The sequence below is a fragment of the Burkholderia sp. MSMB2157WGS genome (assembly GCF_001532755.1).
Lineage (GTDB): Bacteria > Pseudomonadota > Gammaproteobacteria > Burkholderiales > Burkholderiaceae > Burkholderia.
Genome location: NZ_LPJG01000030.1, coordinates 1,357,604 through 1,379,947, shown reverse-complemented (window position 1 = coordinate 1,379,947; position 22,344 = coordinate 1,357,604). Strand labels below are relative to the sequence as shown.

General features: G+C 64.3%; 22 protein-coding genes and 1 pseudogene. 19 read left to right on the top strand and 4 right to left on the bottom strand.

Features of this window, described 5'->3' with window-relative positions; translation table 11 throughout:
* Positions 1-101 precede the first annotated feature (101 nt).
* Positions 102-317 (top strand): hypothetical protein, encoded by a 216-nt coding sequence (locus WT53_RS24655; protein WP_034205533.1) that lies wholly within the window; start codon positions 102-104, stop codon positions 315-317.
* Between the two features lie 140 nt (positions 318-457).
* Here WT53_RS24655 and WT53_RS24650 read toward each other — a convergent pair whose 3' ends face one another.
* The gene (locus WT53_RS24650) at positions 458-1,639 is read right to left on the bottom strand and encodes a serine hydrolase (RefSeq protein ID WP_034206255.1); all 1,182 of its coding nucleotides are present in this window, start codon (positions 1,637-1,639) and stop codon (positions 458-460) included.
* A gap of 277 nt (positions 1,640-1,916) precedes the next feature.
* Here WT53_RS24650 and WT53_RS24645 point away from each other — a divergent pair, with 277 nt between their 5' ends.
* From WT53_RS24645 to WT53_RS24625, 5 genes are all read left to right on the top strand, one after another.
* Positions 1,917-3,044, top strand: coding sequence for an aminotransferase class V-fold PLP-dependent enzyme (locus WT53_RS24645; protein WP_034205532.1), 1,128 nt, complete (start codon positions 1,917-1,919; stop codon positions 3,042-3,044).
* Between the two features lie 96 nt (positions 3,045-3,140).
* Complete coding sequence (locus WT53_RS24640) at positions 3,141-3,710, top strand: YdeI family protein (RefSeq protein WP_034205531.1); 570 nt, start codon at positions 3,141-3,143, stop codon at positions 3,708-3,710.
* A gap of 371 nt (positions 3,711-4,081) precedes the next feature.
* Positions 4,082-5,179 (top strand): NucA/NucB deoxyribonuclease domain-containing protein, encoded by a 1,098-nt coding sequence (locus tag WT53_RS24635; protein WP_257127865.1) that lies wholly within the window; start codon positions 4,082-4,084, stop codon positions 5,177-5,179.
* A 79-nt stretch (positions 5,180-5,258) separates the two neighbouring features.
* Positions 5,259-7,283, top strand: coding sequence for an SMI1/KNR4 family protein (locus tag WT53_RS24630; RefSeq protein ID WP_034205529.1), 2,025 nt, complete (start codon positions 5,259-5,261; stop codon positions 7,281-7,283).
* Between the two features lie 96 nt (positions 7,284-7,379).
* Positions 7,380-7,886, top strand: coding sequence for a GNAT family N-acetyltransferase (locus WT53_RS24625; protein ID WP_034205528.1), 507 nt, complete (start codon positions 7,380-7,382; stop codon positions 7,884-7,886).
* 103 nt (positions 7,887-7,989) lie between these two features.
* Here WT53_RS24625 and WT53_RS34240 read toward each other — a convergent pair.
* A pseudogene (locus WT53_RS34240) lies at positions 7,990-8,160 on the bottom strand (TetR/AcrR family transcriptional regulator); the annotation flags it as partial.
* A gap of 190 nt (positions 8,161-8,350) precedes the next feature.
* Here WT53_RS34240 and WT53_RS24620 point away from each other — a divergent pair.
* The 3 genes from WT53_RS24620 (at position 8,351) to WT53_RS24610 (ending at position 9,904) form a co-directional block, all read left to right on the top strand.
* The gene (locus WT53_RS24620) at positions 8,351-8,692 is read left to right on the top strand and encodes a DHCW motif cupin fold protein (RefSeq protein ID WP_034205527.1); all 342 of its coding nucleotides are present in this window, start codon (positions 8,351-8,353) and stop codon (positions 8,690-8,692) included.
* Between the two features lie 160 nt (positions 8,693-8,852).
* Positions 8,853-9,227, top strand: a complete 375-nt coding sequence (locus WT53_RS24615; protein ID WP_034205526.1) for a VOC family protein — start codon at positions 8,853-8,855, stop codon at positions 9,225-9,227.
* A complete protein-coding gene (locus WT53_RS24610) occupies positions 9,206-9,904 on the top strand; it encodes a hypothetical protein (protein ID WP_230624824.1) in 699 nt (232 codons plus the stop codon). The genes WT53_RS24615 and WT53_RS24610 overlap by 22 nt, the downstream gene beginning before the upstream one ends.
* 5 nt (positions 9,905-9,909) lie before the next feature.
* Here WT53_RS24610 and WT53_RS24605 read toward each other — a convergent pair whose 3' ends face one another.
* Positions 9,910-10,881: a LysR substrate-binding domain-containing protein gene (locus tag WT53_RS24605; protein ID WP_034205524.1), complete on the bottom strand. Its 972-nt coding sequence runs from the start codon at positions 10,879-10,881 to the stop codon at positions 9,910-9,912.
* A gap of 134 nt (positions 10,882-11,015) precedes the next feature.
* Between WT53_RS24605 and WT53_RS24600 the strand changes: the two genes are divergently transcribed.
* From WT53_RS24600 to WT53_RS24565, 8 genes are all read left to right on the top strand, one after another.
* Entirely contained in the window at positions 11,016-13,316 is a 2,301-nt protein-coding gene (locus WT53_RS24600) for an NADP-dependent malic enzyme (RefSeq protein ID WP_034205523.1), read from the top strand.
* 75 nt (positions 13,317-13,391) lie between these two features.
* On the top strand, positions 13,392-13,757 hold the full coding sequence (locus WT53_RS24595; protein WP_230624822.1) for a hypothetical protein: 366 nt from the start codon (positions 13,392-13,394) through the stop codon (positions 13,755-13,757).
* A 335-nt stretch (positions 13,758-14,092) separates the two neighbouring features.
* Complete coding sequence (locus tag WT53_RS24590; RefSeq protein WP_034205522.1) at positions 14,093-14,500, top strand: hypothetical protein; 408 nt, start codon at positions 14,093-14,095, stop codon at positions 14,498-14,500.
* The gene (locus tag WT53_RS24585) at positions 14,479-15,111 is read left to right on the top strand and encodes a pyridoxamine 5'-phosphate oxidase family protein (protein WP_080747679.1); all 633 of its coding nucleotides are present in this window, start codon (positions 14,479-14,481) and stop codon (positions 15,109-15,111) included. Before WT53_RS24590 ends, WT53_RS24585 begins: the two co-directional genes overlap by 22 nt.
* Complete coding sequence (locus tag WT53_RS24580; protein WP_034205520.1) at positions 15,098-16,573, top strand: NAD(P)/FAD-dependent oxidoreductase; 1,476 nt, start codon at positions 15,098-15,100, stop codon at positions 16,571-16,573. Before WT53_RS24585 ends, WT53_RS24580 begins: the two co-directional genes overlap by 14 nt.
* A 226-nt stretch (positions 16,574-16,799) precedes the next feature.
* On the top strand, positions 16,800-17,999 hold the full coding sequence (locus tag WT53_RS24575; RefSeq protein WP_060261927.1) for a PLP-dependent aminotransferase family protein: 1,200 nt from the start codon (positions 16,800-16,802) through the stop codon (positions 17,997-17,999).
* 12 nt (positions 18,000-18,011) lie between these two features.
* Positions 18,012-18,203 (top strand): hypothetical protein, encoded by a 192-nt coding sequence (locus WT53_RS24570; RefSeq protein WP_034205518.1) that lies wholly within the window; start codon positions 18,012-18,014, stop codon positions 18,201-18,203.
* Between the two features lie 94 nt (positions 18,204-18,297).
* Complete coding sequence (locus WT53_RS24565; RefSeq protein ID WP_034206253.1) at positions 18,298-18,885, top strand: pyridoxamine 5'-phosphate oxidase family protein; 588 nt, start codon at positions 18,298-18,300, stop codon at positions 18,883-18,885.
* Between the two features lie 25 nt (positions 18,886-18,910).
* Here the strand turns inward: WT53_RS24565 and gcvA are convergent, their stop codons facing one another.
* On the bottom strand, positions 18,911-19,801 hold the full coding sequence (gcvA, locus tag WT53_RS24560; RefSeq protein ID WP_034205517.1) for a transcriptional regulator GcvA: 891 nt from the start codon (positions 19,799-19,801) through the stop codon (positions 18,911-18,913).
* 134 nt (positions 19,802-19,935) lie between these two features.
* On the opposite strand from gcvA, the gene WT53_RS24555 reads away from it, so the two are divergent.
* The gene (locus tag WT53_RS24555; protein ID WP_034206252.1) at positions 19,936-20,640 is read left to right on the top strand and encodes an SDR family oxidoreductase; all 705 of its coding nucleotides are present in this window, start codon (positions 19,936-19,938) and stop codon (positions 20,638-20,640) included.
* Positions 20,641-20,847: 207 nt separating this feature from the next.
* Positions 20,848-22,125 carry an epoxide hydrolase family protein gene (locus tag WT53_RS24550; protein ID WP_034205516.1) on the top strand — a complete coding sequence of 426 codons (1,278 nt, stop codon included), beginning with the start codon at positions 20,848-20,850 and terminating at the stop codon, positions 22,123-22,125.
* Positions 22,126-22,344: the final 219 nt, after the last annotated feature.

Genomic DNA, 22,344 nt, shown 5'->3' with positions numbered 1-22,344 from the left:
TGGTCGGCGCGCCGCGCCGTGCTCGATGTCGCCGATGCCGGGATGTGGCAACATCGCGGAGGTTTCGACACACGATCTTTACTCGAGCAACGGGGGCCGGGATGAGCGACATCGCCATCGATATACCGTGGCCGGTCATGATGCTGATTCTGGGTGTCAGCTATTGGCCATTGTGGCTGCTTGTCGGAGCAGGCTTGATGTATTTCGGTGTAACGCGTCTGCGCGGGGGCGGGCGTGTTGCCTGTACGGTCGTTGCGGTCTTGTTCATTCTTTATACCGGCCTGGGCTTGTACGTGATGCTTGCCAGGTCACGATAGCGATGCGGTCGGCCGGAAGCGGCGTGACGTCGATTCATGGATGTCGCGACACGTCATGCGCCGCGCTGGACGCGAGGAAGCGATCGATCTGCGCGGAACGACACGGGCCCGGCTTCGCCGGGCCTTTTCCATTCCGCTCGCTACCGAACGCCATAAATCGCGTCCCGCAGATCGAGCGTGTACTGCCCGTTCATGCCTTCGTAAAGGGTGTTCGACAGCGACACGACGGTGAGCCCGCGTGCGCGGTCGACGAACCACGAGTGGCCGTAGACGCCGCCCCAGCGCCAGGTGCCGACGGATTCCGGCGACGCGGCCGCCTGCGGGTCGTGCAGCACCGAGAAGCCGATTCCGAAGCCCGCGCCCGGCAGGTCCGGCAATTCGAAATCGCCGGTTTGCACGCGGCCCATCTCGTCGACGAGCTCGGCGGGCAGGATCGCGCCGCCGCCCGCACGCAGCGTGTCCAGCACCGTCAGCACGTCGCCGGCGGTGCCGACCATCCCGGCGCCGCCCGATGGGAACGCGTGTGCATTCAGCGCGCGCGACGGCGAGTACGTGACGCCGACGAGCCCTTCGACGATGGGCACCGTCTCGTTCTCGGCGAGCCGGTGCGGCTGCGGCGTGTCGTTGACGTACGGCGTGGCGAGCCGCGCGGGATCGCGTGCGACGAAGGCCGTGTCGCGTGCGCCGAGCGGGCGCAGCACGAGCGCATCGACCGCGTCGGCGAGCGGCACGCCGCAGACGGCCTCGATCAGCGCACCGACGACGTCGATCGACAGCGAATAGTTCCAGCGGGTGCCGGGTGCGAACAGCAGCGGCACGCTGGCGATCCGGCGCAGGTTTTCGGCGAGCGTGATCGATGCGCCATCGAGCCCGTCGGAGACGCCGGCGCGCGCGTAGGGGCCGTTTGCGTCGGTTTCGTTGAAGCGATAGTCGAGACCGGCGGTATGCACGAGCAACTGGCGCACGGTGATCGTCGGCACGCGGCCGTCGGGGAGTGCCGGACGGAACGCGGGCAGCCAGCGCGTGACGTCCTCGTCGAGCGACAGCTTGCGTTGCGCGACGAGCGCCATCGCGGCCGCCGAGACGATCGGCTTCGTCACCGACGCGAGCCGGAACAGCGTGTCCTCGCGCATCGGCGTACGCGATTCGCGGTCCGCGAACCCGGCCGCGCGGCGATAGACGAGTTCGCCGTCGCGGGCGACGAGGACGACCGCGCCGACGAGGCGCTGCGTGTCGAGCTGGCGGGACAGGACCGCGTCGACGCGCTCGGCGAGCGCGGGATCGGTTGACGACTGCAGTGACGATGCGGGAGAGGAGGTCATCGAAATTTCCGTCGTGAAGGGACCGTTCGACATGTTATGGGATGCCTGGCGCACGCGTCGTTAACCCGTACGCGGAGCGGGGCGATGTGGGCGGCGCGGGCTCGCGACGACGAACACCGGGCCCGGCAGCCGACAAAATATGCGCCAATCGGCCGGCGGCGTTCGTTAGAATCAGTTTTCGTCGAGGCAATGACGCATTTGCATTGGTGCAGAGCAGTATCGAATCGAAGACGCGGCTTGTCCCGATTCCATCGTTCATCTTTCACCGGAGGCGAGCATGCCAGGTTTACTTCCCGATGTTGACCGCGAGGGGCTCCTCGAATATTCGGTGGTGTACACCGATCGCTCGGTCAATCATATGTCGCAGCGCTTCCAGGGCGTCATGCGCGACATCTCCGCCACGCTGAAAAAAGTCTACAACGCGAAGTCGGTCGCGATCGTCCCGGGCAGCGGCACGTTCGGCATGGAAGCCGTGGCGCGACAGTTCGCGACGAACAAGAAGTGCCTCGTCATCCGCAACGGCTGGTTCAGCTTCCGCTGGTCGCAGATTTTCGACATGGGCAGCATCCCGTCCGAAACGACGGTGCTGAAGGCGCGTCCGGTCGAAGCCGGCAGGCAGGCCGCCTATGCGCCGGCGCCGATCGACGAAGTGGTCGCCGCGATCAAGGAAAACAAACCCGATCTCGTGTTCGCGCCGCACGTCGAAACCGCGTCCGGCATGATGCTGCCCGATGCGTACCTGCGCGCGGTGGCCGATGCCGTGCATGCGGTCGGCGGCATGTTCGTGCTGGATTGCATCGCGTCGGGCACCGTGTGGGTCGACATGCAGGCGAGCGGCGTCGACATCCTGATCAGCGCGCCGCAAAAGGGCTGGAGCGCATCGCCGTGTTGCGCGATGGTCATGTTGAGCCCGCTCGCGCGCGAGCGCATCGATGCGACGACCAGCACCAGCTTCGCGTGCGATCTGCGCAAGTGGCTGCAGATCATGGAAGCGTACGAGGGCGGCGGGTTCGCGTATCACGCGACGATGCCCACGGACAGCCTCACGACGCTGCGCGACGTGATGAAGGAAACCGATGCGTACGGTTTCGACAAGGTGAAGGCGGAACAGCTCGAGCTCGGCGAGCGCATTCGTGCGCTGCTGACGGAGAAGGGGTTCAGGAGCGTGGCCGCGGCAGGATTCGAGGCGCCGGGCGTCGTGGTGAGCTACACGGACGATGACGGTATTCGCACCGGAAAGAAATTCGCCGATGTCGGTTTGCAGATCGCGGCGGGCGTGCCGTTGCAATGCGACGAGCCGGAGGACTTCAAGACGTTCCGGCTCGGGTTGTTCGGTCTCGACAAGCTGCACGATGTCGATGGCGCGGTGAAGCGGTTTGCCGATGCGTTGAACCGGATTCTTTGACGCGATCGTGCGGAGCGGGTTGCACCGGTGGCCGCCGCGCGTTCGTCGAGCGGCGGCTTCCGGATCGTTGAAAACCCGACCATTCAGGAGCGTGACATGACCGAAGGCGCGCTGACGTTTGCCAGTCAAGCCGAATGGGAAAGCTGGCTGGAAAAAAACGGCGGCGCGTCGACCGGCGCATGGCTGCGGCTCGCGAAAAAAGGCGCGGGGCAGCGAACCGTCACCTACGAAGAGGCGGTGGAAAGCGCCCTCTGCCACGGCTGGATCGATGGCCAAAAGAAGGCCGAGAGCGAGCAATACTGGTTGCAGCGTTTCACCCCGCGCTCGGCGAAAAGCATCTGGTCCAAGCTCAACAAGGGCAAGGCCGAAAAGCTGATCGCCGCAGGAAGAATGCGGCCGGCCGGCATGGACGAAATCGAAAAGGCGAGGAAGGACGGCCGCTGGGAGGCGGCCTATACGTCGGCCAGCAACTCGACCGTGCCGGACGACTTGCAGGCGGCTTTGGACGCCAATCCGAAAGCCGGGAAGTTTTTTTCGACGCTGAACAGCCGTAATCGCTATGCGATCCTGTTTCGGATACAGAACGCGAAGAAGCCGGAAACACGGGCGCGAAAGATCGCGGAATTCATCGACATGCTCGAGCGGGGCGAGACTTTGCATCCGTAGGGCTGTGGCGCCGGCGGCATACCAGATGAAGCGTGACGGGCCGAGAACAGTCGGAGGCGGACAGCTACCGCCACTTGACGGCGGTGGCGTTCAATTATTCGGCATGCCGAGGTCGGTTGCGTCGCGTACGGATTCGACTATGCGACATGGGCTTCGCGGACGGGATCGATTTAGTCGGCGTGACATTAAAAATTCGTTTTTGTGATTTTATGGGTAATTATATTTATAAAATTAAAACAATGAATATCTAGTCGCGTCGATAATTTACACCCTCCTGACGAAATTGACAGTTGCATTTCATTTAAATGTTAATTTAAATTGACTTGCAGTGAAATCGGTCATTTCGATTAATGAAATAATCAGGAGGGGATGTGATTCATCGAATGCTTTTTGCCGGTGCGATTGTGCTTGCGACGGCGATGCCGGCTCATGCGGAAAGTGCGACGGATGTTTCTCCCATTTGCACGACAGTCCGGACCGAACCGACCAGGGACTCGCTATTGAGTCGAAGCAGTTATTGCCAGAAAACGGTCCCGCTCGAATATGTCGCGAAGGACAATCAAAACAATGAAATCGGGCGAGTGGCTATCGAGGCCTATGCGTATTCCGACAATCCGTCGAATCAGCTTGCGTGGCCATTGAAGTTCCGATTTCGCACCCGCGTCATTTCCGGCAATCCGGGCGGCCTGATGATCAAGCCCGTCGTCGAATGCGGATCGGATTGCACGGTTGCGCCCAATGCCGGCGTGCCGCTTGCCCTCGGCGGATTGTCCAACGAGATATCGGTGATGGTTACGCCGAACATGGGAGCCAATAACCCGCTCAGGTTCAGTCCGACCCTCGAGTATCGGGTCGCGAAGTCGGGGGACTCGTTCGAGAACGGAGCAAGCGTGAGTCCGTACGCGGGTGTGGGTTATATTCCCGACATTCGATGCGACGTCGCGCTCGTCAAGAGCAACTCGCAAGGATGTGTCTACGCGGACGCACCGGCGGTTCTCCGTGCCATCGTCGCCACGAATCCCGACGTCGATGAATCGGCGATCCATATTCGCGAAGCGCAAGCGGCCGGGCGGCCCGGCAAGTTCGTGCTGAAGGGAGACGGCACGATTTTTCCCGATACTTGGGAGTCCCGGCCGCTGACACGCACGCGCGACGCAACGCTTCGGCGCGACAATCGGGATGCATCCAAGAAGCAATGCGTTGCGAAATACGGCTCGGTTAACGGTCAGTGCACGTTCACCGGCGATCCGGACGAAACGCCGACCGATTGCGATTGCGACGAGTATCCTTTTGCGTCGACCGAGCAGGGTGCATCGAGTGACCCGGAAGTATCGGTCAAGCGTATCGATGCCAGCGATAATCGACGCGCGGGCGCTTTTCTCGGCAATTTCTATTTGAACCAGCGCGTGCTCGACCAAGAGAATTTCTACGTCGACGTCGGATCTCAGCAGCCTGCCGCAAAACGTTGAGCCGCTGGGGAAAAGGAAAACCGTACCGTTGCCGCGGTTCGCGGGTGACCCCAAACCGCGGCATGAAAACATTCACCACATGAGCGATCACGAGAATTTCCCTTTCTGGCTCAACCAGCCCTATGAACGCTGTCGACGCGTCGTGCCGGGCGCGATGCAATCCGAGACGGTGGCGGTGGAGGATGCGCTGACGCGCGTGACGGCGGCCGACGTTTTCGCGCTGGAGAATGTCCCGCCCGTTCCGCTCGCTGCGATCGAAGGCTATGCATTGCGCGCATCCGATACCGTACACGCGACGCATAGTGCGCCCGCCGAACTCGATTTCGAGTTCAGCCGACGCGCACTGGCTTCGCCAGCGGGCAGTCCGGCGGCTCGCGCAATCGGCGCGCGGTGTGCGGTCGATGTTCCTCCGTATTTCGCACTGCCGGAAAACGCCGACACCGTCGTCCCGAAAGGCAACGTTGAAATTACGCATCGCGGCGCCCGGTCTTTCCTGCTGTTGCACGCGCCGCTATCCGCCGGGCAACACGTCATCGCTCCCGGCAGCGAATATCGACAAGGCAGTCTGCTCCTGCCCAAGGGCAGCCGGATAACGGCCGAACGGCGGATCGCGCTGATAGCGGCAGGCGTTCGCGATATCGAGGTTACCAAACGGCCGCGCATCGGCGTGGTGATCGTCGGATATGAACAGCGCGCGCCCGGAATTGCTCGCGAACGCTGGCAGCGGCCCGACACGAGCGGACCGTATATCCGTGCGGTACTGCAGCGCTGGGGATACGAAGTCCACTCGGTCGAATACATCGAGCCTCCGGACATGGCGCTGTCGCCGCTCGAGGTGCAACAGAACGAGTACGCATTCAGGAAGAAGCTCGCCGAGCTCGCGCAACGTTATGACCTGATCGTCGGAGCCGGATTGCCTGCCAAGCCGCCCTTCCGGGATGTCGGACTGAATGCGCAACCGGTGTATTCGCGCGACGACGCGACCGTCGAGATCCAGCAAACACCGGCGGATCGTTTCAACTTCGGACGCAGCGACGATCGCTCGCTGCCGAAGAAAACCACGCTCACGTTCACGCGGCCGGACGGTACGCAGAGCGGGATGACGGTCATGATCAGCTACGATCAGGCCACGCTGATCAACCTGCCGGGCCACACGAATGCGGTCGCTATGCTGATGCACGCGATCATGCCGCGCGTGCTCGATTTGCTCGAGCACGCCGCAACACCGGGGCCCCATTGGGAAGCCGGCATCATTGACCACAGCGTCGAGCGCGATGCTCGACTGAACGCGATGCGATGGGGCAATCTGCACCGCGGCGTCGATGGTAACCCGGTCGTTCGCCTGCTGCCGGCCGAAGATGACGGGTCGATCGGTGGTGTCGTCCATGCCGATGTGCTCGTCGCGATCCCCGCGGCGGACTATCCGATGGCGGCAGGTTCGTCCGTGCTGTTCCTGCGTCTCGATCGCGGCCTTGCCAGCGAGCCGCCGCGCCATGTCACGGCGACATCCGCCGAGGGAGCCGAACAAGCGTTGCCGGCGGTCGACACCCGCGTGGCCGCCCACGCGATCGACGACGCACGCACTATCGACCTTCGCGAAACATGGCAGCGGATCGACGCAGCATTCGCCGCCGATGAGTCACGCTTGCCGGGCGGGCTCAACGGACCGGCGTCCGAGGATGACATCGATGCCTTGCAGGTCGCGCTGGGTACGACGCTGCCCGACGTTCTCGTCGACAGTCTGCGCATTCACAATGGCCAAGCAGCATTGGGCGATGCGTTTTCCGGAAGCGATGCGCTGCTGAGCGTGCACGAGATCCTCGCGCAATGGCGCATCTGGAAAGGTCTCGTGGACGGCGGCGATTTTGACGGCATGACATCGGAGCCGGATCCCGGCATCGCCGACGACTGGTACAACCTGAAGTGGATTCCGTTCACCCATGACGGCAGCGGCAATCATTTGTGTGTCGACCTCGATCCCGCTGAAGGCGGCGTCACCGGTCAAGTGATTCGGGTCTGGCATGATGATGCGCGGCGCGAGCGTATCGCGGGGAGTTTTCCGGAGTGGCTTGCCGGCACCGCGTCGGCGCGACAGTCAAGCTGAGTACTCATGGAGCGTGCAGTCGTGCCGCCTCGTCGATAACCGACGCGTGGCGCGAAGCGGCGCGATGGCGGCCCAGACTCAACGGGGAAACGAACGATGGTGTCGAAAAGCGTCCGCAAGGCGACGGTCGACGATGTTCCGGTGCTGACACGGATCCGGAACGATGCACATGCCAAGAAGGTCGCGCACCGCGACTACGTATGGGGCAAGGAGGGCGACGGATTCTCCGAAGGATGGGTACGAAACCACGTCGCCGAGAAAGCCGTATACGTCGTCGAACAGGATGGCGCGCTGGTCGGAACGTTCTCGCTCGACTTCGACGATGACAGGCACTGGGGGCCCCAAGCGCCGATTGCAGGCTACGTGCACGGCCTCTGTGTGCGGCAGGGTTTCAACGGCCTCGGGCTCGGCAGCTTCATGCTCGACTGGTGCGCTCGTGAGGTGAGCCGCTTGAACCGGCGTTTGCTTCGACTCGACTGCAGCGCTGAAAACATCACGCTCTGCGCTTACTACGAGTCGCTGGGCTTTGTCCGCGTCGGATTGAAAGCGGACGGTATTGTCTGGTCTCTTTACGAAAAACCTGTCAGTTCGGGCCGCCGGTGATCGCGGCGGTCCTGCAGCGAACATCGGCGACGGAATCCACGTCAGGCGGGGGCGCACGATCGAACACCACGCGTTCGTCTGAAGCCGCGCCCCCGTTACCCTGCTACGCCGGCAAAAGGCCCGCTTTACGATAACTGTCGATCAGCGCGTCATAGAGCGAGAGATCGGCGCGGCTCCGCGCGATGAGCTGGGCGCCGGCGATGGCGGCGAAGATCGCCCGTGCCCGCTGTTTGCGCTCCCGGGCACCGACCACTGTCGCCGAGGACAGAACCTTGCCGCGCTACCGCGTCACGACGCAAGCTCAGGGGCATGTATCGGTCACTCCGCATTCGTCACGGAATGCTCGACTTGCAATTGTGGAATAGTGTTTGATGTCCAAGGCGATCGGATGCGAACGGATTGCATGATCGCGACGGCGGATCGACCCCGGCACGAAAGCCCGACCTGATACAGGAAGCGACAGTATGAAAATGGATGCGTTTGCCTTTGGCACGACCGACTGGGCCGAAATCGAACGAACGGAACATCGAGGAGAAACCGGAGTCGCTTATTGGCGCACGCGGTTCTTTGGTGAAGAGCCGAATCGGATCCGTGTGCGGATGGTGGAATACACGCCCGGCTATCGCGCCGATCACTGGTGCCAGAAAGGGCATGTTCTGTTCTGTATGGAAGGCGAACTGGAAACGACGCTCGAGGACGGGCGGAAGTTCGTTTTGACGGCGGGCATGAGCTACCAGGTTGGCGACAACGCGGAGCCACATCGGTCCTACACCCGGACGGGGGCGAAACTTTTCATTGTCGACTGATCCGGGTGTCGGAGTGATTTTGTCAGTCCGCTTTCGGATGCCCCGAACGTCTCAAACGGGTCGTTTGAACTGGCAACGGACCACCACCGCATGCAACACCGTTGCGGTCATCGCGACATCGCATCAGCATGCTGACTGATCCATCCATCGGGGAGAACTCATGTTTGACCACGTCAAATTCGGCGTCAGCGACTACGCCGCCAGCAAGGCGTTTTTCCTCAAGGCGCTCGAACCGCTGGGTGCCGAAATCGTCGGGGAACGCGAGCCGTCGGGCGGGATCGAGATCGGTCTACCGAGCAAGTCTTCGCTCTGTTTGTTCCCGACCGACGAGAAACCGGCGCATCTCCACATCGCGTTCGTGGCCGACACGCGGCAGCAAGTCGATGCGTTTCATCGCGCGGCGCTGGAGGCCGGCGGGAAAGACAATGGCGCGCCCGGGCTGCGGCCGCATTATCACGCGAACTACTACGCGGCGTTCGTCATCGGGCCGGATGGACACAATATCGAGGCGGTGTGTCATCGGGCCGAGGCGTGATGCGCGGGATCGGTAAAACGCTCGCGGCGATCGCAAGCATTGCACTCGTCGGCATCGCCTGCGTTCAGGCAGCGCCCCGCGAAACTGCATTCCCGCGCTTCACGCAGACGGAAGGCAAGCTCGACGGCGACGGGCTTCCGCTCTCCGGCGTGAGGCTCTGCTTGCTGCCCGACCGTGCGCCGTGCTTCGAGATGCCGCCGGCGCCGCTTCCCCATTCTTCGAAGGCGCTGTACCAGTTCGGCCTGAATCCACGGTCCGAGCGGTTGCCGATTGCGTCCGGCGGCTCGTGGGTGTTCTTCTCCGGAATGTTCTCGGGTGGCGGCAGCGGGATGCTGGAGCGCGTGGCGGTGCTGCGAGTCGACGCGAACGGCAAGATCGAGAACCTGATGCCGAGGGTCACGCAGACGGAAATGGCCGATCGCGCGATGTGGAGCTTGCCGGAGGTGTCGCCGTATCCGTTGTTTGTTCGCGCGGACGCCGAGTGGCAAGAGGGCGAAGTGCATTTCGACAAGCACTTCTTCGAAGTCGACGTGTGGGTGTTCGACCCTGCCGCCAATCAATACGCGAAGCGCTTTTCTTACCGCACGAGCAAACGCTACGACAGAGGCGAGGGTTCGGACCGCGTGCTGGCCGCCGAGCGCGCGGAAATCCTGCGTCGCCTTTCAGCGGGCAAGTAACGCGGTTATCGCTGCGCGTCCCCGTACGTCTCCTTGCATACCGCACGCAGCGCATCGACGAGCAGATCGCGCGCGGGCGACTGCGAATCGGCGGAGCGCGTGAACAGCGCGATGGGCGGCAGCGTCCATACCAGCGAATACGGCACGATCGCCACGCCGGCGATCCGCACGAGTTCTTCCGCGATATCGGCCGGCACGATCGACACGGCCTCGTCGCTCGACGCGATCATTTCGCCGATCAGCTTCGACGAGTAGCTTTCGACGATCGGCACGGGCGGCGCGATGCCGGCCGACAGGAACAGGTCGGTCACCTGTTCGCGCATCGGCGTATGCGGCGCGCCGAGAATCCAGTCGAGCGCGTGCAGCTTGTGCCAGTCCAGCGGCGTGCGGGCGAGCTTCGCCGCCAGCCGCCGGCTCGCGATCATGCGCGGCTGCTGCTGATACAGCACTTCGAACGAAACCTGCCCGAGATCGATCGCCGACGACGCACGCCCGATCACGATGTCGACACTGTGATCCCGAAGTTGCAGCAGCAACTGATCGCTGGTGCCTTCGTGAATCGTGACGGTCAGGCGTCGCTCCATGCGCGCTTGCAGCCGCTTCAGCGCGGCCGACAGCATCTGGCCGGAGATGAACGGAATCACGCCGATGTGCAGATGGGCCGCATGCCCGGCGGCGACGGCCTCCATCTCGCGGGCGAGGTGGTCGAGATCCTTGATCATCGCCTTTGCCCGTTCGAGCACGACCGCGCCGAGCGCGGTGGGCCGCATGCCGCGCGACGAGCGCTCGAACAGCGGCGTGCCGAACATGCTCTCCAGCTCGGACAGCGCGTTCGTCACGGCCGGCTGGCTGCTCGCCATGTGCTCGGCGACGCGCGTCAGCGATCCGTGCTGCTGGATCTGCAACAACAGCACCAGATGCCGAATCTTCAGACGAGCACCGAGCCGCCTGACCACGTCGTTCGCGTCAAAATTCATTGACTAGTCATGCATTCATCAGAAAAAAGTGATGGACCGATATTAAAACAGAATCATCACGTTATGGCTGATCCCTAGAATCACCTTCATGGATCGCGCCGGGACTGGCCTGGCGCCCACGCCGGGACCCCAACATGAAACAGACAGAGACACAGCAGCAGGCCGCGTTCGACTATCACGAGTTTCCGACCCCCGGGAAAATCTCGGTCGTGGCGAGCAAGCCGCTGGTGACCCAGCGCGATCTGGCGCTGGCCTATACGCCCGGCGTGGCGAGCGTGTGCGAGTCGATCGCCGCCGATCCGCTGCAGGCGCACCGCTTCACGAGCCGCGGCAACCTCGTCGGCGTGATCACGAACGGCACCGCCGTGCTCGGTCTCGGCAACATCGGCCCGCTCGCGTCGAAGCCGGTGATGGAGGGCAAGGCCGTCCTGTTCAAGAAGTTCGCCGGGATCGACGTGTTCGACATCGAGATCAACGAGACCGATCCGGACAAGCTGGTCGACATCATTGCCGGCCTCGAGCCCACGTTCGGCGGCATCAACCTCGAGGACATCAAGGCGCCGGAATGCTTCACCGTCGAGCAGAAGCTGCGCGAACGCATGAAGATTCCGGTCTTCCACGACGATCAGCACGGCACGGCCATTACCGTTTCCGCCGCGTTCATCAACGGGCTGAAGGTCGTCGGGAAGTCGATCGAGGACGTGAAGGTCGTGACGTCGGGCGCCGGCGCGGCCGCGCTCGCGTGCCTGGACCTGCTGGTCGACCTCGGGCTGCCCGTGGAAAACGTCTGGGTGACCGACATCGAAGGCGTCGTCTATCGCGGCCGTACCACGCTGATGGACCCGGCCAAGTCGCGCTTCGCGCAGGAAACCGATGCGCGCAAGCTCGCCGAAGTGATCGGCGGCGCGGATGTGTTCCTGGGGCTGTCGGTAGGCGGCATTCTCACGGCGGAGATGCTGAAGCAAATGGCGGCGCGCCCGCTGATTCTCGCGCTGGCCAACCCGACGCCGGAAATCTTCCCGGAACTCGCGCACGAGACGCGCGACGACGTCGTCATCGCGACGGGCCGCTCGGACTACCCGAACCAGGTCAACAACGTCCTGTGCTTCCCGTACATTTTCCGTGGCGCGCTGGACGTGGGTGCGACGACGATCACGCGCGAGATGGAGATCGCCGCGGTGCACGCGATCGCGGGGCTGGCCGAGGAAGAGCAGAACGAAGTCGTCGCGGCGGCCTACGGTGCATACGACGTGTCGTTCGGCCCGCAATACCTGATTCCGAAGCCGTTCGACCCGCGCCTGATCGTGCGGATCGCGCCGGCCGTGGCGAAGGCGGCGATGGAAGGCGGCGTGGCGACGCGTCCGCTCGCGAATCTCGATGCGTACGTCGAGCAGTTGCAGCAATTCGTCTATCACTCGGGCGCGTTCATGAAGCCGCTGTTCGCGACCGCGCGTCAGCTCGTGCGCGACGGCGGCAAGGCGCGGATCGTGTTCACCGAAGGCGAAGACGAGCGCGTGCTGCGTGCGGTGCAGGTCATCGTCGACGAGAAGCTGGCTCGGCCGATTCTGGTCGGGCGTCCGGAGGTGCTGCTCGCGCGCATCGAGCGGTTCGGCCTGCGCTTGCGGCTCGGTCAGGACGTCGAAGTAACCAATCCGGAATACGACGAGCGCTTCCCGCAGTACTGGACGAAGTATTGGGAACTGCGGTGCCGCGACGGTATTTCGAAGGAAATGGCGCGCGTGGAGATGCGCCGCCGCCTGACGCTGATCGGCGCGATGATGGTGCAGCTCGGCGACGCGGACGGGATGATCTGCGGGACGGTGGGCGAGTATCACAATCACCTGCGGTTCGTGGACGAAGTGATCGGCAAGAAGCCCGGCGCGTCGACGTACGCGGCGATGAACATCCTGTTGCTCGATCAGCGGACGGTCGCGCTGGTGGATACGCACGTGAACGACAACCCCGATGCGGAGCAGATCGCGGAATTCACGATCGCGGCGGCGCGGCAGATGGAATGGCTGAATTTGACGCCGAAGGTGGCGCTGCTGTCGCGGTCGAATTTCGGGTCGGGGAGTGCGGCTTCCGGCGCGAAGATGCGCCGGGCGCTGGAGATCGTTCGCGAACGGGCGCCGGATATCGAGGCGGATGGCGAGATGCATGGCGACTGTGCGCTCGATGAAGGGCTGCGGGCGAAGCTGCTGCCGATGTCGCCGTTGAAGGGGGCGGCGAATTTGCTGGTCTGTCCGAACGTGGATGCCGGCAACATCGCGTACAACCTGCTCAAGACGGAAGCGGGGAGCAATGTGGCGGTGGGGCCGTTCTTGCTCGGCGTCAATGCGCCGGTGAACATTCTTACGTCGAGCGCAACCGTGCGGCGGATCGTGAATATGGCCGCTTTGACCGTGATCGAGGCCAATCGGGGTGTGACGGGCTGATTGAGCGGCGCTTGTGGGGCGGCTACGGCCGCCCCTTGTCTGTCAGCTTCGGTAATGATCGGCTTTCGCGGGATCATGACCGACGATACCGATTGCCGGCGCTTCAATTACAACGCCAAGCTGAATGGCGGTATCAAACAAGTCGACGGCACGACCTACATCGTGAACATCTGCGGAAGCGGTGGCCGCGGCGATGGCCTTTTCTCGGATCAAAATGAGCAAGTCAAAATCGTCGTAGCCGATGCTCACGGATCGACGTTGGCCACCAGGTTGTCATTCGTTTTCTGGGGCGGCCGACCGGGCTACGAGCCGATCGAGATCCGTGATGGCAAGTTGATCTACCTCGACGCGTCGGATCGATATGACGGCATGCGATCGATCTCGATGCCTCCCACCACGCTCGATCGCGTTGCGGCGAGAATTCCGATTTGGCTTCGCTGAGCACGTTTCCGTTTCCGGGGCGGTCATCGCGTTGAGGCGGGGCGGACCACATCCTGGCTTCACGTGGCCGTTGCCCTCGCGTCGCAACTCACACCCATAGGCATTTTCAACCACGATCACGGCCGCAATGACCGTGAGGCCGCGCCACGTCCGGCGAAACGGCTTGCATGAAAAAGCGGGAGAACATCGCCGACACGTGTTGCTAAAATAATGCACGACGTATACAGTTGCCCGTAGTGCATCAGGAGGTTTCCTGTATAGCCGATCGACAGCCATGACAGGCCGACGCCAAGCGGGACCTTCGATGTTCAACACCCAACATTGGAGCGACGTCGATGCATCACTCGCTATCGCCCTTGCTCAGCGCGATGTATGACCTTGGCTTCGCGTTGTTCCATGTGACCTTCTGGCGCTGGTTCAACTGGCCAAGATCTCTCGAGAAAAGCGGGAGACTCAATCGGGGCATCACCCAGACCCTCAACGTGATGTTGAGTTACGTGTTCATTGTCTATGCGGTGTCGCTCTTCCTGGCCGAAACGCGAACCCGAGGCCCGCTTGCGCTGGCGGGAACCGGATTCTGGTTGCTGAGGGCGATTGCGCAACCGGTGCTGTTTGCCGGAACGCGCTTGAGTTGGGTTTTCGTGGCCGTGTTCGTTCTTGGCGCGGGCCTGCATGCGGTCACATACGTTGATTCCGCAAAAGTGGGCGTCGAGGCATCGTCATGCGCTCAACCGCTTTCGTGAAAGCGGCGTCGGCGTGCTTCCGATTGCCGGATTTTCACGGTTCTAGAGAAGTTTCCCGAAACGAAACGCTGTCCAACATCACCACGAATGCCGACCAGCTCTTTCAACACGCCCATGAAATCGTCAGTCATTGCGCGCTCTGTTTCGTGTCTTCGAGCGACGCCGCCGGTCAGATCAACGCCAGGGTCGTCGAGATCCTGGAAATCGGAAGCGACCTCACGATTCGTTTCATGACCGACTCGAGAACGCGCAAGGCGCTGGAGATCAGCCGGGGAAGTGCGATCAGTCTGTCTTTCCTCAGCATGGCCGACCGCGGATACGTGACGCTTGGAACCGTTCCGACGGTTTCCGCCGACACCGAGTTGAAACGACGCATCTGGAAAGAGTCGCTGCTGACGTGGTTTCCCGACGGGCCGGACGATCCATACGTGATCGCCGTCACCTGCACGCCGGTCTGGGTCGAGATGTGGTCGCGCATGCGGGGGATTGCGCCCGATCCGCTGGGCCTCAATTCGGTCCGGCTGTTCCGGAAGGACGGCAACTGGCGCGTGAATCATACGTTTCCGGGCGCTCGCGAATCGTTGCGTGAGGGATCGTATGACGCGCAATGACGAGCGGCCCGCGGTCGTCATCGGCGCCGGCCTCGCCGGCCTGGCTGCTGCGCTGATGCTGGCGCGCACTGACAGGCGCGTCGTCATCGTGGAGGCATCGGACGAAGCAGGCGGCTGCTGTTCGACCACGACGGCTGACGGCTTCACGCTCAACAACGGCGCGATCTATGTCGCGGTGCCGTCGCTGATTCGCGCATCTTTCCGGCGTCTCGGCCTCGACTTCGATCGCGAGGTGCCGATGGTGGTCATCGAGCGCCCGCACGTCACGCATCTGGACAATGGAACGGCCGTTCATCTGTCCAGTGCCGGCACGTCGTATGTGGAAGGCGATCGCGCGGATTCGAGGACACGGCAACTGCGCGACGGCCTCGGCAGGCTCCGGCAGCAATGGGGGCCCGCCTACCGCACGCTGGTCGATGAAGTGTTGCCGTACGAGCCATCGCTGCTGCGGACGTTGGGCAAGCTATGGCGTTACCTGCCCCGCATGAGCGGGCATGCCGGCCGTCTGATCGAAGCGCACTTTGCCGATGCAGACCTGCAGTCGGCGGTTGCGTCGACCCTGCTCTACACCGGGCAAGGCCCCGACCGCCTTCCGGCGACGCAGATCATCGGCCTCATTGCCATGCTGGAGGAGGGATTCCATCTGCCGCGTGCAGGGATGGGCGCGATCAGTTCGGCGATGACGCGCGAGTTGTCCAGGCGCTCGGTGCCGATCCGGTTCGGCGCCCATGTACGCGAAATCGTCGTGGAGAACGGGGCGGTCCGCGGCATCGTGCTGGCTGACGGCGAGCGCATTTCAACCGATTGCGTCGTGGCGACCTGTTCGGGGTTCGAAGTGGTTCGGCACTTGTTGCCCAGCCGCGCGGTGCCACGGCGGCTCGCGCACAGGGCGCGCACGGCGCCGCTGTCGCATCGGGCGATTTCGATTCAGGTCGGTTGCTCGGGCGCCATGCCGCCACGCGCGTTCATGACCAATCATGTGCCCTCGATGCGGCAGCAGGCGGCGCTGCACGTATCGACCCCAGGCGTACCGCGTTGGCTCGCCTATACCTGTCCGTCGCTGGTGTTGCCGGAGCTTGCGCCGAACGGCAAGGCGGTGCTGGAACTGTATGCGCCGGCGACGAGTATCCGCTCCGTATCGGAATGGACGCGCGCGATGACACAGGCTGCGGTCGACGGCTATCTCACCGCGATACAGGCGCATTTGCCCGGCCTGTGCGTCGAAACCGTCCGCGTGGCGGATCCGCGGGATTTCGCGAGCGAACGGCATGTGTACGAAGGCGCGCTGTACGGCGTTGCCCCGGGTACGGCGCCCGACAAATTCTTTCCGCATCGGGCAGGGCTGCGCGGCCTCTATCTCGGAGGACAAACGACGTTCCCGGGGTATGGCGTACCCACGGCCATGTTCTCCGGAATCCAGGCGGCGGAAGCCGCGATGCAGGACGGGCGCGGGAATGCGTGATCGGCGCGTCGCGTGACCGTCGGCAATGCCCGCCGCCGGATCGAGCGCCCGCCGTTCCCCCATTTGATGACCAAACCGCAAGACCTAGTGCATAGATATCGTTTGCCGAGCCCTTAATGACTATCGACAATCGTGGCTCGAATTCACCGCCGCGGCGCCGGAAGCGCCTTGGCGGCCGGCACGCGACGGCTATCCCGGCCGGCCGTGCCCACCCGCTCACGACGACATGTACGCGTTCACGCCCTCATTCCAAAACCCTGCCGGCTCGCCGATCCGCGAGTTGTTCAAGTACCTGTCCGAACCGGGCATGATTTCCTTCGCGGGCGGTTATCCGGCCAGCGACCTGTTCGACGTCGACGGCCTGAATGCGGCCGCCGAACGCGCATACGCGCAGCCCGTTCGCTGCCTGCAATACGGCCCGACCGACGGCCTCGCCGAACTGAAGCAGCAACTGATCGCGCTGATGGCGCGGCGCGGCGTCGCCTGCACGCCGGCCGAGCTGCTCGTCACGACCGGGTCGCAGCAAGGGCTCGACCTGCTGCTGCGCGTGATGGTGTCGCCCGGCGACGTCGTGCTGACCGAACAGCCGGCCTACCCGGCCACGCTGCAGGCGATGCGCTTGCAACAGGCGCGCATCGTGACGATCCCGGTCGACGGCGAAGGGCTCGATGTCGATCGTCTCGGCGAACGACTCGCGTCCGGCGCGATCGCGCAGCCGAAGCTGCTCTACACGGTCCCGACCTTCGCGAACCCGACGGGTGCGACGCTCACGCGCGAACGCCGGCTGAAGCTGCTGCGTCTCGCGGTGCAATACCGTTTCCTGATCGTCGAGGACGATCCGTACGGCGACCTGCGTTTCGCGGGCGAAGCCGTGCCGTCGATGCTCGCGCTGGCCGGCGAAGTGGACGGCGCGCGCGACTGGATCGTGCATTTCGCGAGCCTGTCGAAGATCGTCGCGCCGGGGCTGCGCGTGGGCTGGACGATCGCGCCGGCCGAAATCGCGCGGCGCTGCGTGATCGCGAAGCAGACGGTCGATCTGTGCAGCGCGCCGTGGACGCAGGCCACCGCCGCCGAATACCTGGCCGACGGCGCGCTCGAACGCCATCTGCCGCGCATCGCGGCCGCGTACCGGCGCAAATGCGACGCGATGTGCGACGCGCTGCGCGACGGTTTCGGCGATGCAATCGCATTCCATCGTCCCGAAGGCGGGATGTTCGTGTGGGCGCGGATCGGCGCGGTGCCGTCGGACGTGCTGCTGCAGCAGGCGATCGCCAACAGGATCGTGTTCGTGCCCGGCAACGCGTTCTTCGCGGACAACGTCGACGCAGCGTCGCTGCGCCTGTCGTTCGCCGCGCCGGACGTCGATGCGATCAGGGAAGGCGTCGCGCGCCTCGTGCGCGCGTATGGTGCGGCGTTGGCCGCGTGAGGAGACATCGACATGACGATCACCGTCAACGAAACGACATCGACGGGCGCGGCACCGGTCGCCGACGACGAGCGGCCGGCCACGCATCGCTCGACGCAGATCGGCGCGGGGCCGCAATATGTGGCCGACGTGCTCGGCCGCTTCGGCGCGGAGCCGGCGACCGATGCCGGCGATGCGGCGCCGGTCGTGCTCGGCTACAACTGAGCGGCGCACGCGCGGCGGCGCATCGCATGGGAGCGGTCGCCGACACGAACGGTTAAGCTTGCGCGATCGACACACCGACGATCGCCGCTGCCTCATGTCCGACTCGACTTCCGAATCGCTCGCGCAAACCTATGACCGGCTGTGGTCCTGCCTCGAATCCGGCGTGCGCGTGTCGCGCTCGCCGTTCACGATGTTGCAGGCGGCGACGCTCGGCCTCGATGGCGCGCCGAAGGTCCGGACGATCGTATTGCGTCAGGTGAATCGCACCGAGCGCGTGCTGTCGTTTCATACCGATGCGCGTTCGGCGAAGGTGGCGGAGGTGCGTCGCGATCCGCGTATCTCGATCGTCGCCGGCGATCTCGATGCGCTCGTGCAGATTCGCGCGGAAGGCGTTGTGTCGATCTGCGACGACGAAGCGCAACGGCGTGCGATCTGGCGAGCGAGCCGGCCGCATACGTTGCTGCTGTATCGCGCGCCGTTGCCGCCCGGTACGCCGATCGCGTCGCCCGAAGTCGCGCATGTCGACGGCGCCGCACCCACCGGCGACGGCTACGAAAACTTCTGCCCGATCCACATGACGGTCACGCGCATCGACTGGCTCGAACTCGCGCGCGCCGGCCATCGTCGAGCGGTATTCGATCTGAACGAAAGCGGCTACGAGGCCCGCTGGATCGCGCCCTGACGCGAACCCGGCGCGCTCGCGCCGTTCAAGGCCGCCCGTCCGACGCGGCCCGGATCATCCATTCGCGCATCACCGCGATCGCGTCGTCGTCGCGGCGTTCGGCCGGATACACGAGATAGAACCCCATCGACAGCGGAAACGCGAAGTCGAACGGCTTGCACAGCCGTCCGGCGGCGATGTCGCGCTCGACGAGCGGCTTGGTCGCGAGCGCGATGCCCTGGCCGGCGACGGCCGCATCGATCGCGAGCGACGTCTGGTTGAAGCGCAGCCCCTTGTGCGGATCGACGTCGACCGGTTCGGGCATCGCCGCGAGGAACGCGGGCCACAGATCGTGCGCGTCGTGCAGCAGCACCTGGCCGGCGAGCGCACGCGGCGAAGCCGGCGCGGTCAGCACGGACGGGCTGCATACCGCATACACGTCGAGCGGAAACAGCGCATGAGCGGCGAGATGCTTGCCGAACGGCGGCTTGCCATAGCGGATCGCGAGATCGACGCCGTCGTGGCGAAACGTCGCGATCTGCGGGTCGGCGATCACGCGCACGTCGTAGTCGGGGTGCGCGTCGGTGAACTGCGCGAGCCGTGGGATCAGCCACTTCGACGCGAACGACGGTGTCGTGCTGATCGTCAGCGCGGCGCGCCGTTTCACGAGCTTGTCGGTCGCGTCGGCGATCGCGTGCAGCGCGCGCTGCACGTCGGAGAAATACGCGGCGCCGTCGTGCGTGAGCGCGAGGCCGCGCGGCAGGCGCTCGAACAGCTTCAGGCCGAGCACGTCCTCGAGATGACGCACCTGCTGTGCGACGGCGCCCTGCGTGACGCCGATCTCGTCGGCGGCGGCGCGAAAATTGAGGTGCCGCGCGGACACTTCGAACGCACGAAGCGCATTCAGCGGCGGCAGGCGGGAAGGGCGTGGCGGCATCGTCAGGCTGTAGAAAAACTATCGGCTGGCGGCAGAAATACTGGTTCGACAGTCGGAAGCGATGCGCCTACATTACCACCATGGCGCGCCGAATGGCGGCTGCGCGACGGCGGAACGAGAGCAAGGAGCGGATCGTGACTGTAGAAAAAGTGGCGTTGATCACGGCGGCGGGCAAGGGCATGGGCGCGGCGATCGCGCGGGAACTGGCGGCGACCGGCTATCGTGTCGCGCTGATGTCGCCGTCGGGCAGCGCGGTGGCGCTCGGCGAGGAACTGGGCGGCTTCGGCATCGAGGGCTCGGTGACGGAAGAAGCCGATATCGATCGGCTCGTGCAGGAAGCGGTCGCGCGCTACGGCCGCATCGACGCGGTCGTGAACAACACCGGCCATCCGCCGAAGGGCGAACTGCTGGCGATCACCGACGACGACTGGCACGCGGGGCTCGACCTGATCCTGCTGAACGTGGTGCGCGTGATGCGCCGCGTGACGCCGATCTTCCAGAAGCAGGGCGGCGGCGCGGTGGTCAACATCTCGAGCTTCGCGGCGGATGCGCCCGAGCAGCCGATGCCGGTGTCGTCGGCGTTGCGCGCGGCGCTGAGCGCATGGACGCGCCTGTACGCGGAACGCTATGCGGCCGAGAACATCCGGATGAACGCGGTGCTGCCGGGCTTCATCGACAGCTGGCCGGAAACGCCGGAGATCGTCGCGCGCATTCCGGCCGGCCGCTTCGGCAAGACCGGCGAGATCGCGAAGACGGTCGCGTTCCTGCTGTCGGACGGCGCGGGCTACATCACCGGGCAGAACATTCGCGTCGACGGCGCGATCGTCAAGGCGCTCTGAGCGGCACACGGGCGCGCGGGCCGCGAAAGCGGGTTCGCCCGCCGTGCAGCAGCAGCTACAAACGCGTACAAATCAGACAAATCCGCGATACATCGGACCTTTCAAATGGGCGACGCCGCGTGGCCAGGGCGCGCCGGATTGAAAGCCAAGGCGCGATCCCGCGCGCGGCATGTTCACTTTCCACTTCACGAAAGGAGATGCCGAACGATGTCTTCCACACCGTTTTCCCCGATGCGTCGCCACCTGCTGGCCACTTCCGTGGCCGCCGGGGTCTCGGCGATGCTGCCCACCGCGCTGCATGCCGCGACCGGCGCGAGCGGCATACGCCCGTTCACCGCGCACATTCCCGACGAAGCCGTGGCCGACCTGCGCCGTCGGATCGCCGCGACGCGCTGGCCGGGCCGTGAGACCGTCGCCGACGAATCGCAGGGCGTGCGGCTCGCGCGCATGCAGGCGCTGCTGCGCTACTGGGGCACCGACTACGACTGGCGCAAGGGCGAGGCGCGCCTGAACGGTTTCCCGATGTTCATCACGGAAATCGACGGGCTCGACATTCATTTCATTCACGTGCGGTCGCGGCACGAGAGCGCGATGCCGATGATCATGACGCACGGCTGGCCCGGTTCGATCTTCGAGCTGCTGAAGGCGATCGGCCCGCTGACCGACCCGACCGCGCACGGCGCGAGCGCGGACGACGCATTCCACGTCGTCGTGCCGTCGCTGCCGGGTTTCGGTTTTTCGGGCCGGCCGACGAAGACCGGCTGGGGTTCCGACCACATCGCGCGTGCGTGGGGCGAGCTGATGGCGCGGCTCGGCTATACGCGCTTCGTGTCGCAGGGCGGCGACTGCGGCTCGGTGATCTCGCATCGAATGGCGATGCAGCGCGTGCAGGGCTTGGCCGGGATTCACGTCAACATGCCGGCGACGGTGCCGCCGGACATCGCGACGCTGCTCGCGACCGATGCGCCCGCGCCGGCTTCGCTGTCGCCGAAGGAGAGGGCCGCATACGAGAAGCTGGCGACGTTCTATCGCGACAACTGCGGCTACTCGGCGATGATGGTCACGCGGCCTCAGACGGTCGGCTATGCGCTTGCGGATTCGCCGTCCGGGCAGGCTGCGTGGATGGTCGACAAGATCTCGCAGTGGACGTACAGCGGCGGCGTGCCCGAACGCTCGATTCCGCGCGACGAGATTCTCGACGACATTTCGCTGTACTGGCTGACGAACACCGCGACGTCGGCCGCGCAGATCTACTGGGAGGATCACTCGAACAACTTCAACGCGGTGGACATCTCGTTGCCGGCGGCGATCACGGTGTTTCCGGGCGAGATCTACCAGGCGCCGCGCAGCTGGGCCGAGCGCAGTTATCACAACCTGATCTACTTCAACGAAGTCGACAAGGGCGGCCACTTCGCGGCATGGGAGGAGCCGGAGTTGTTCGCGCGTGAAGTGCGTGCCGGGTTCCGGCCGTTGCGGCGCGCGTAAGCGGAAGGCACATGACGAACACGGGCTGGCCTGTTGCGCGGCCCGTGTTCGTTTCTACGCAACTCCCTGCAATGCCTGCGCGTGGTTTTTTGAATCGCCGTGTGTCGGGTCCACACACGGATACGTTGGGATACAAAGCCTCCGGATGGTTCGGATATAAAACCGGTGAAGCGATTCACACGGCGGCGCGGTGCCATGCGCCGCCGCTGCGAACGGCGA

Excerpts from the sequence above, each read along its gene's own strand:
- WT53_RS24565 (WP_034206253.1), top strand. The coding sequence starts at position 18,298 with ATGTCCGACTCGACTTCCGAATCGCTCGCGCAAACCTATGACCGGCTG.
- WT53_RS24590 (WP_034205522.1), top strand. The coding sequence starts at position 14,093 with ATGCATCACTCGCTATCGCCCTTGCTCAGCGCGATGTATGACCTTGGC.
- gcvA (WP_034205517.1), bottom strand. The coding sequence starts at position 19,801 with ATGCCGCCACGCCCTTCCCGCCTGCCGCCGCTGAATGCGCTTCGTGCG.
- WT53_RS24570 (WP_034205518.1), top strand. The coding sequence starts at position 18,012 with ATGACGATCACCGTCAACGAAACGACATCGACGGGCGCGGCACCGGTC.
- WT53_RS24595 (WP_230624822.1), top strand. The coding sequence starts at position 13,392 with ATGACCGACGATACCGATTGCCGGCGCTTCAATTACAACGCCAAGCTG.
- WT53_RS24625 (WP_034205528.1), top strand. The coding sequence starts at position 7,380 with ATGGTGTCGAAAAGCGTCCGCAAGGCGACGGTCGACGATGTTCCGGTG.
- WT53_RS24550 (WP_034205516.1), top strand. The coding sequence starts at position 20,848 with ATGTCTTCCACACCGTTTTCCCCGATGCGTCGCCACCTGCTGGCCACT.
- WT53_RS24645 (WP_034205532.1), top strand. The coding sequence starts at position 1,917 with ATGCCAGGTTTACTTCCCGATGTTGACCGCGAGGGGCTCCTCGAATAT.
- WT53_RS24620 (WP_034205527.1), top strand. The coding sequence starts at position 8,351 with ATGAAAATGGATGCGTTTGCCTTTGGCACGACCGACTGGGCCGAAATC.
- WT53_RS24605 (WP_034205524.1), bottom strand. The coding sequence starts at position 10,881 with ATGAATTTTGACGCGAACGACGTGGTCAGGCGGCTCGGTGCTCGTCTG.
- WT53_RS24640 (WP_034205531.1), top strand. The coding sequence starts at position 3,141 with ATGACCGAAGGCGCGCTGACGTTTGCCAGTCAAGCCGAATGGGAAAGC.
- WT53_RS24580 (WP_034205520.1), top strand. The coding sequence starts at position 15,098 with ATGACGCGCAATGACGAGCGGCCCGCGGTCGTCATCGGCGCCGGCCTC.
- WT53_RS24575 (WP_060261927.1), top strand. The coding sequence starts at position 16,800 with ATGTACGCGTTCACGCCCTCATTCCAAAACCCTGCCGGCTCGCCGATC.
- WT53_RS24615 (WP_034205526.1), top strand. The coding sequence starts at position 8,853 with ATGTTTGACCACGTCAAATTCGGCGTCAGCGACTACGCCGCCAGCAAG.
- WT53_RS24655 (WP_034205533.1), top strand. The coding sequence starts at position 102 with ATGAGCGACATCGCCATCGATATACCGTGGCCGGTCATGATGCTGATT.
- WT53_RS24650 (WP_034206255.1), bottom strand. The coding sequence starts at position 1,639 with ATGACCTCCTCTCCCGCATCGTCACTGCAGTCGTCAACCGATCCCGCG.
- WT53_RS24630 (WP_034205529.1), top strand. The coding sequence starts at position 5,259 with ATGAGCGATCACGAGAATTTCCCTTTCTGGCTCAACCAGCCCTATGAA.
- WT53_RS24600 (WP_034205523.1), top strand. The coding sequence starts at position 11,016 with ATGAAACAGACAGAGACACAGCAGCAGGCCGCGTTCGACTATCACGAG.
- WT53_RS24585 (WP_080747679.1), top strand. The coding sequence starts at position 14,479 with ATGCGCTCAACCGCTTTCGTGAAAGCGGCGTCGGCGTGCTTCCGATTG.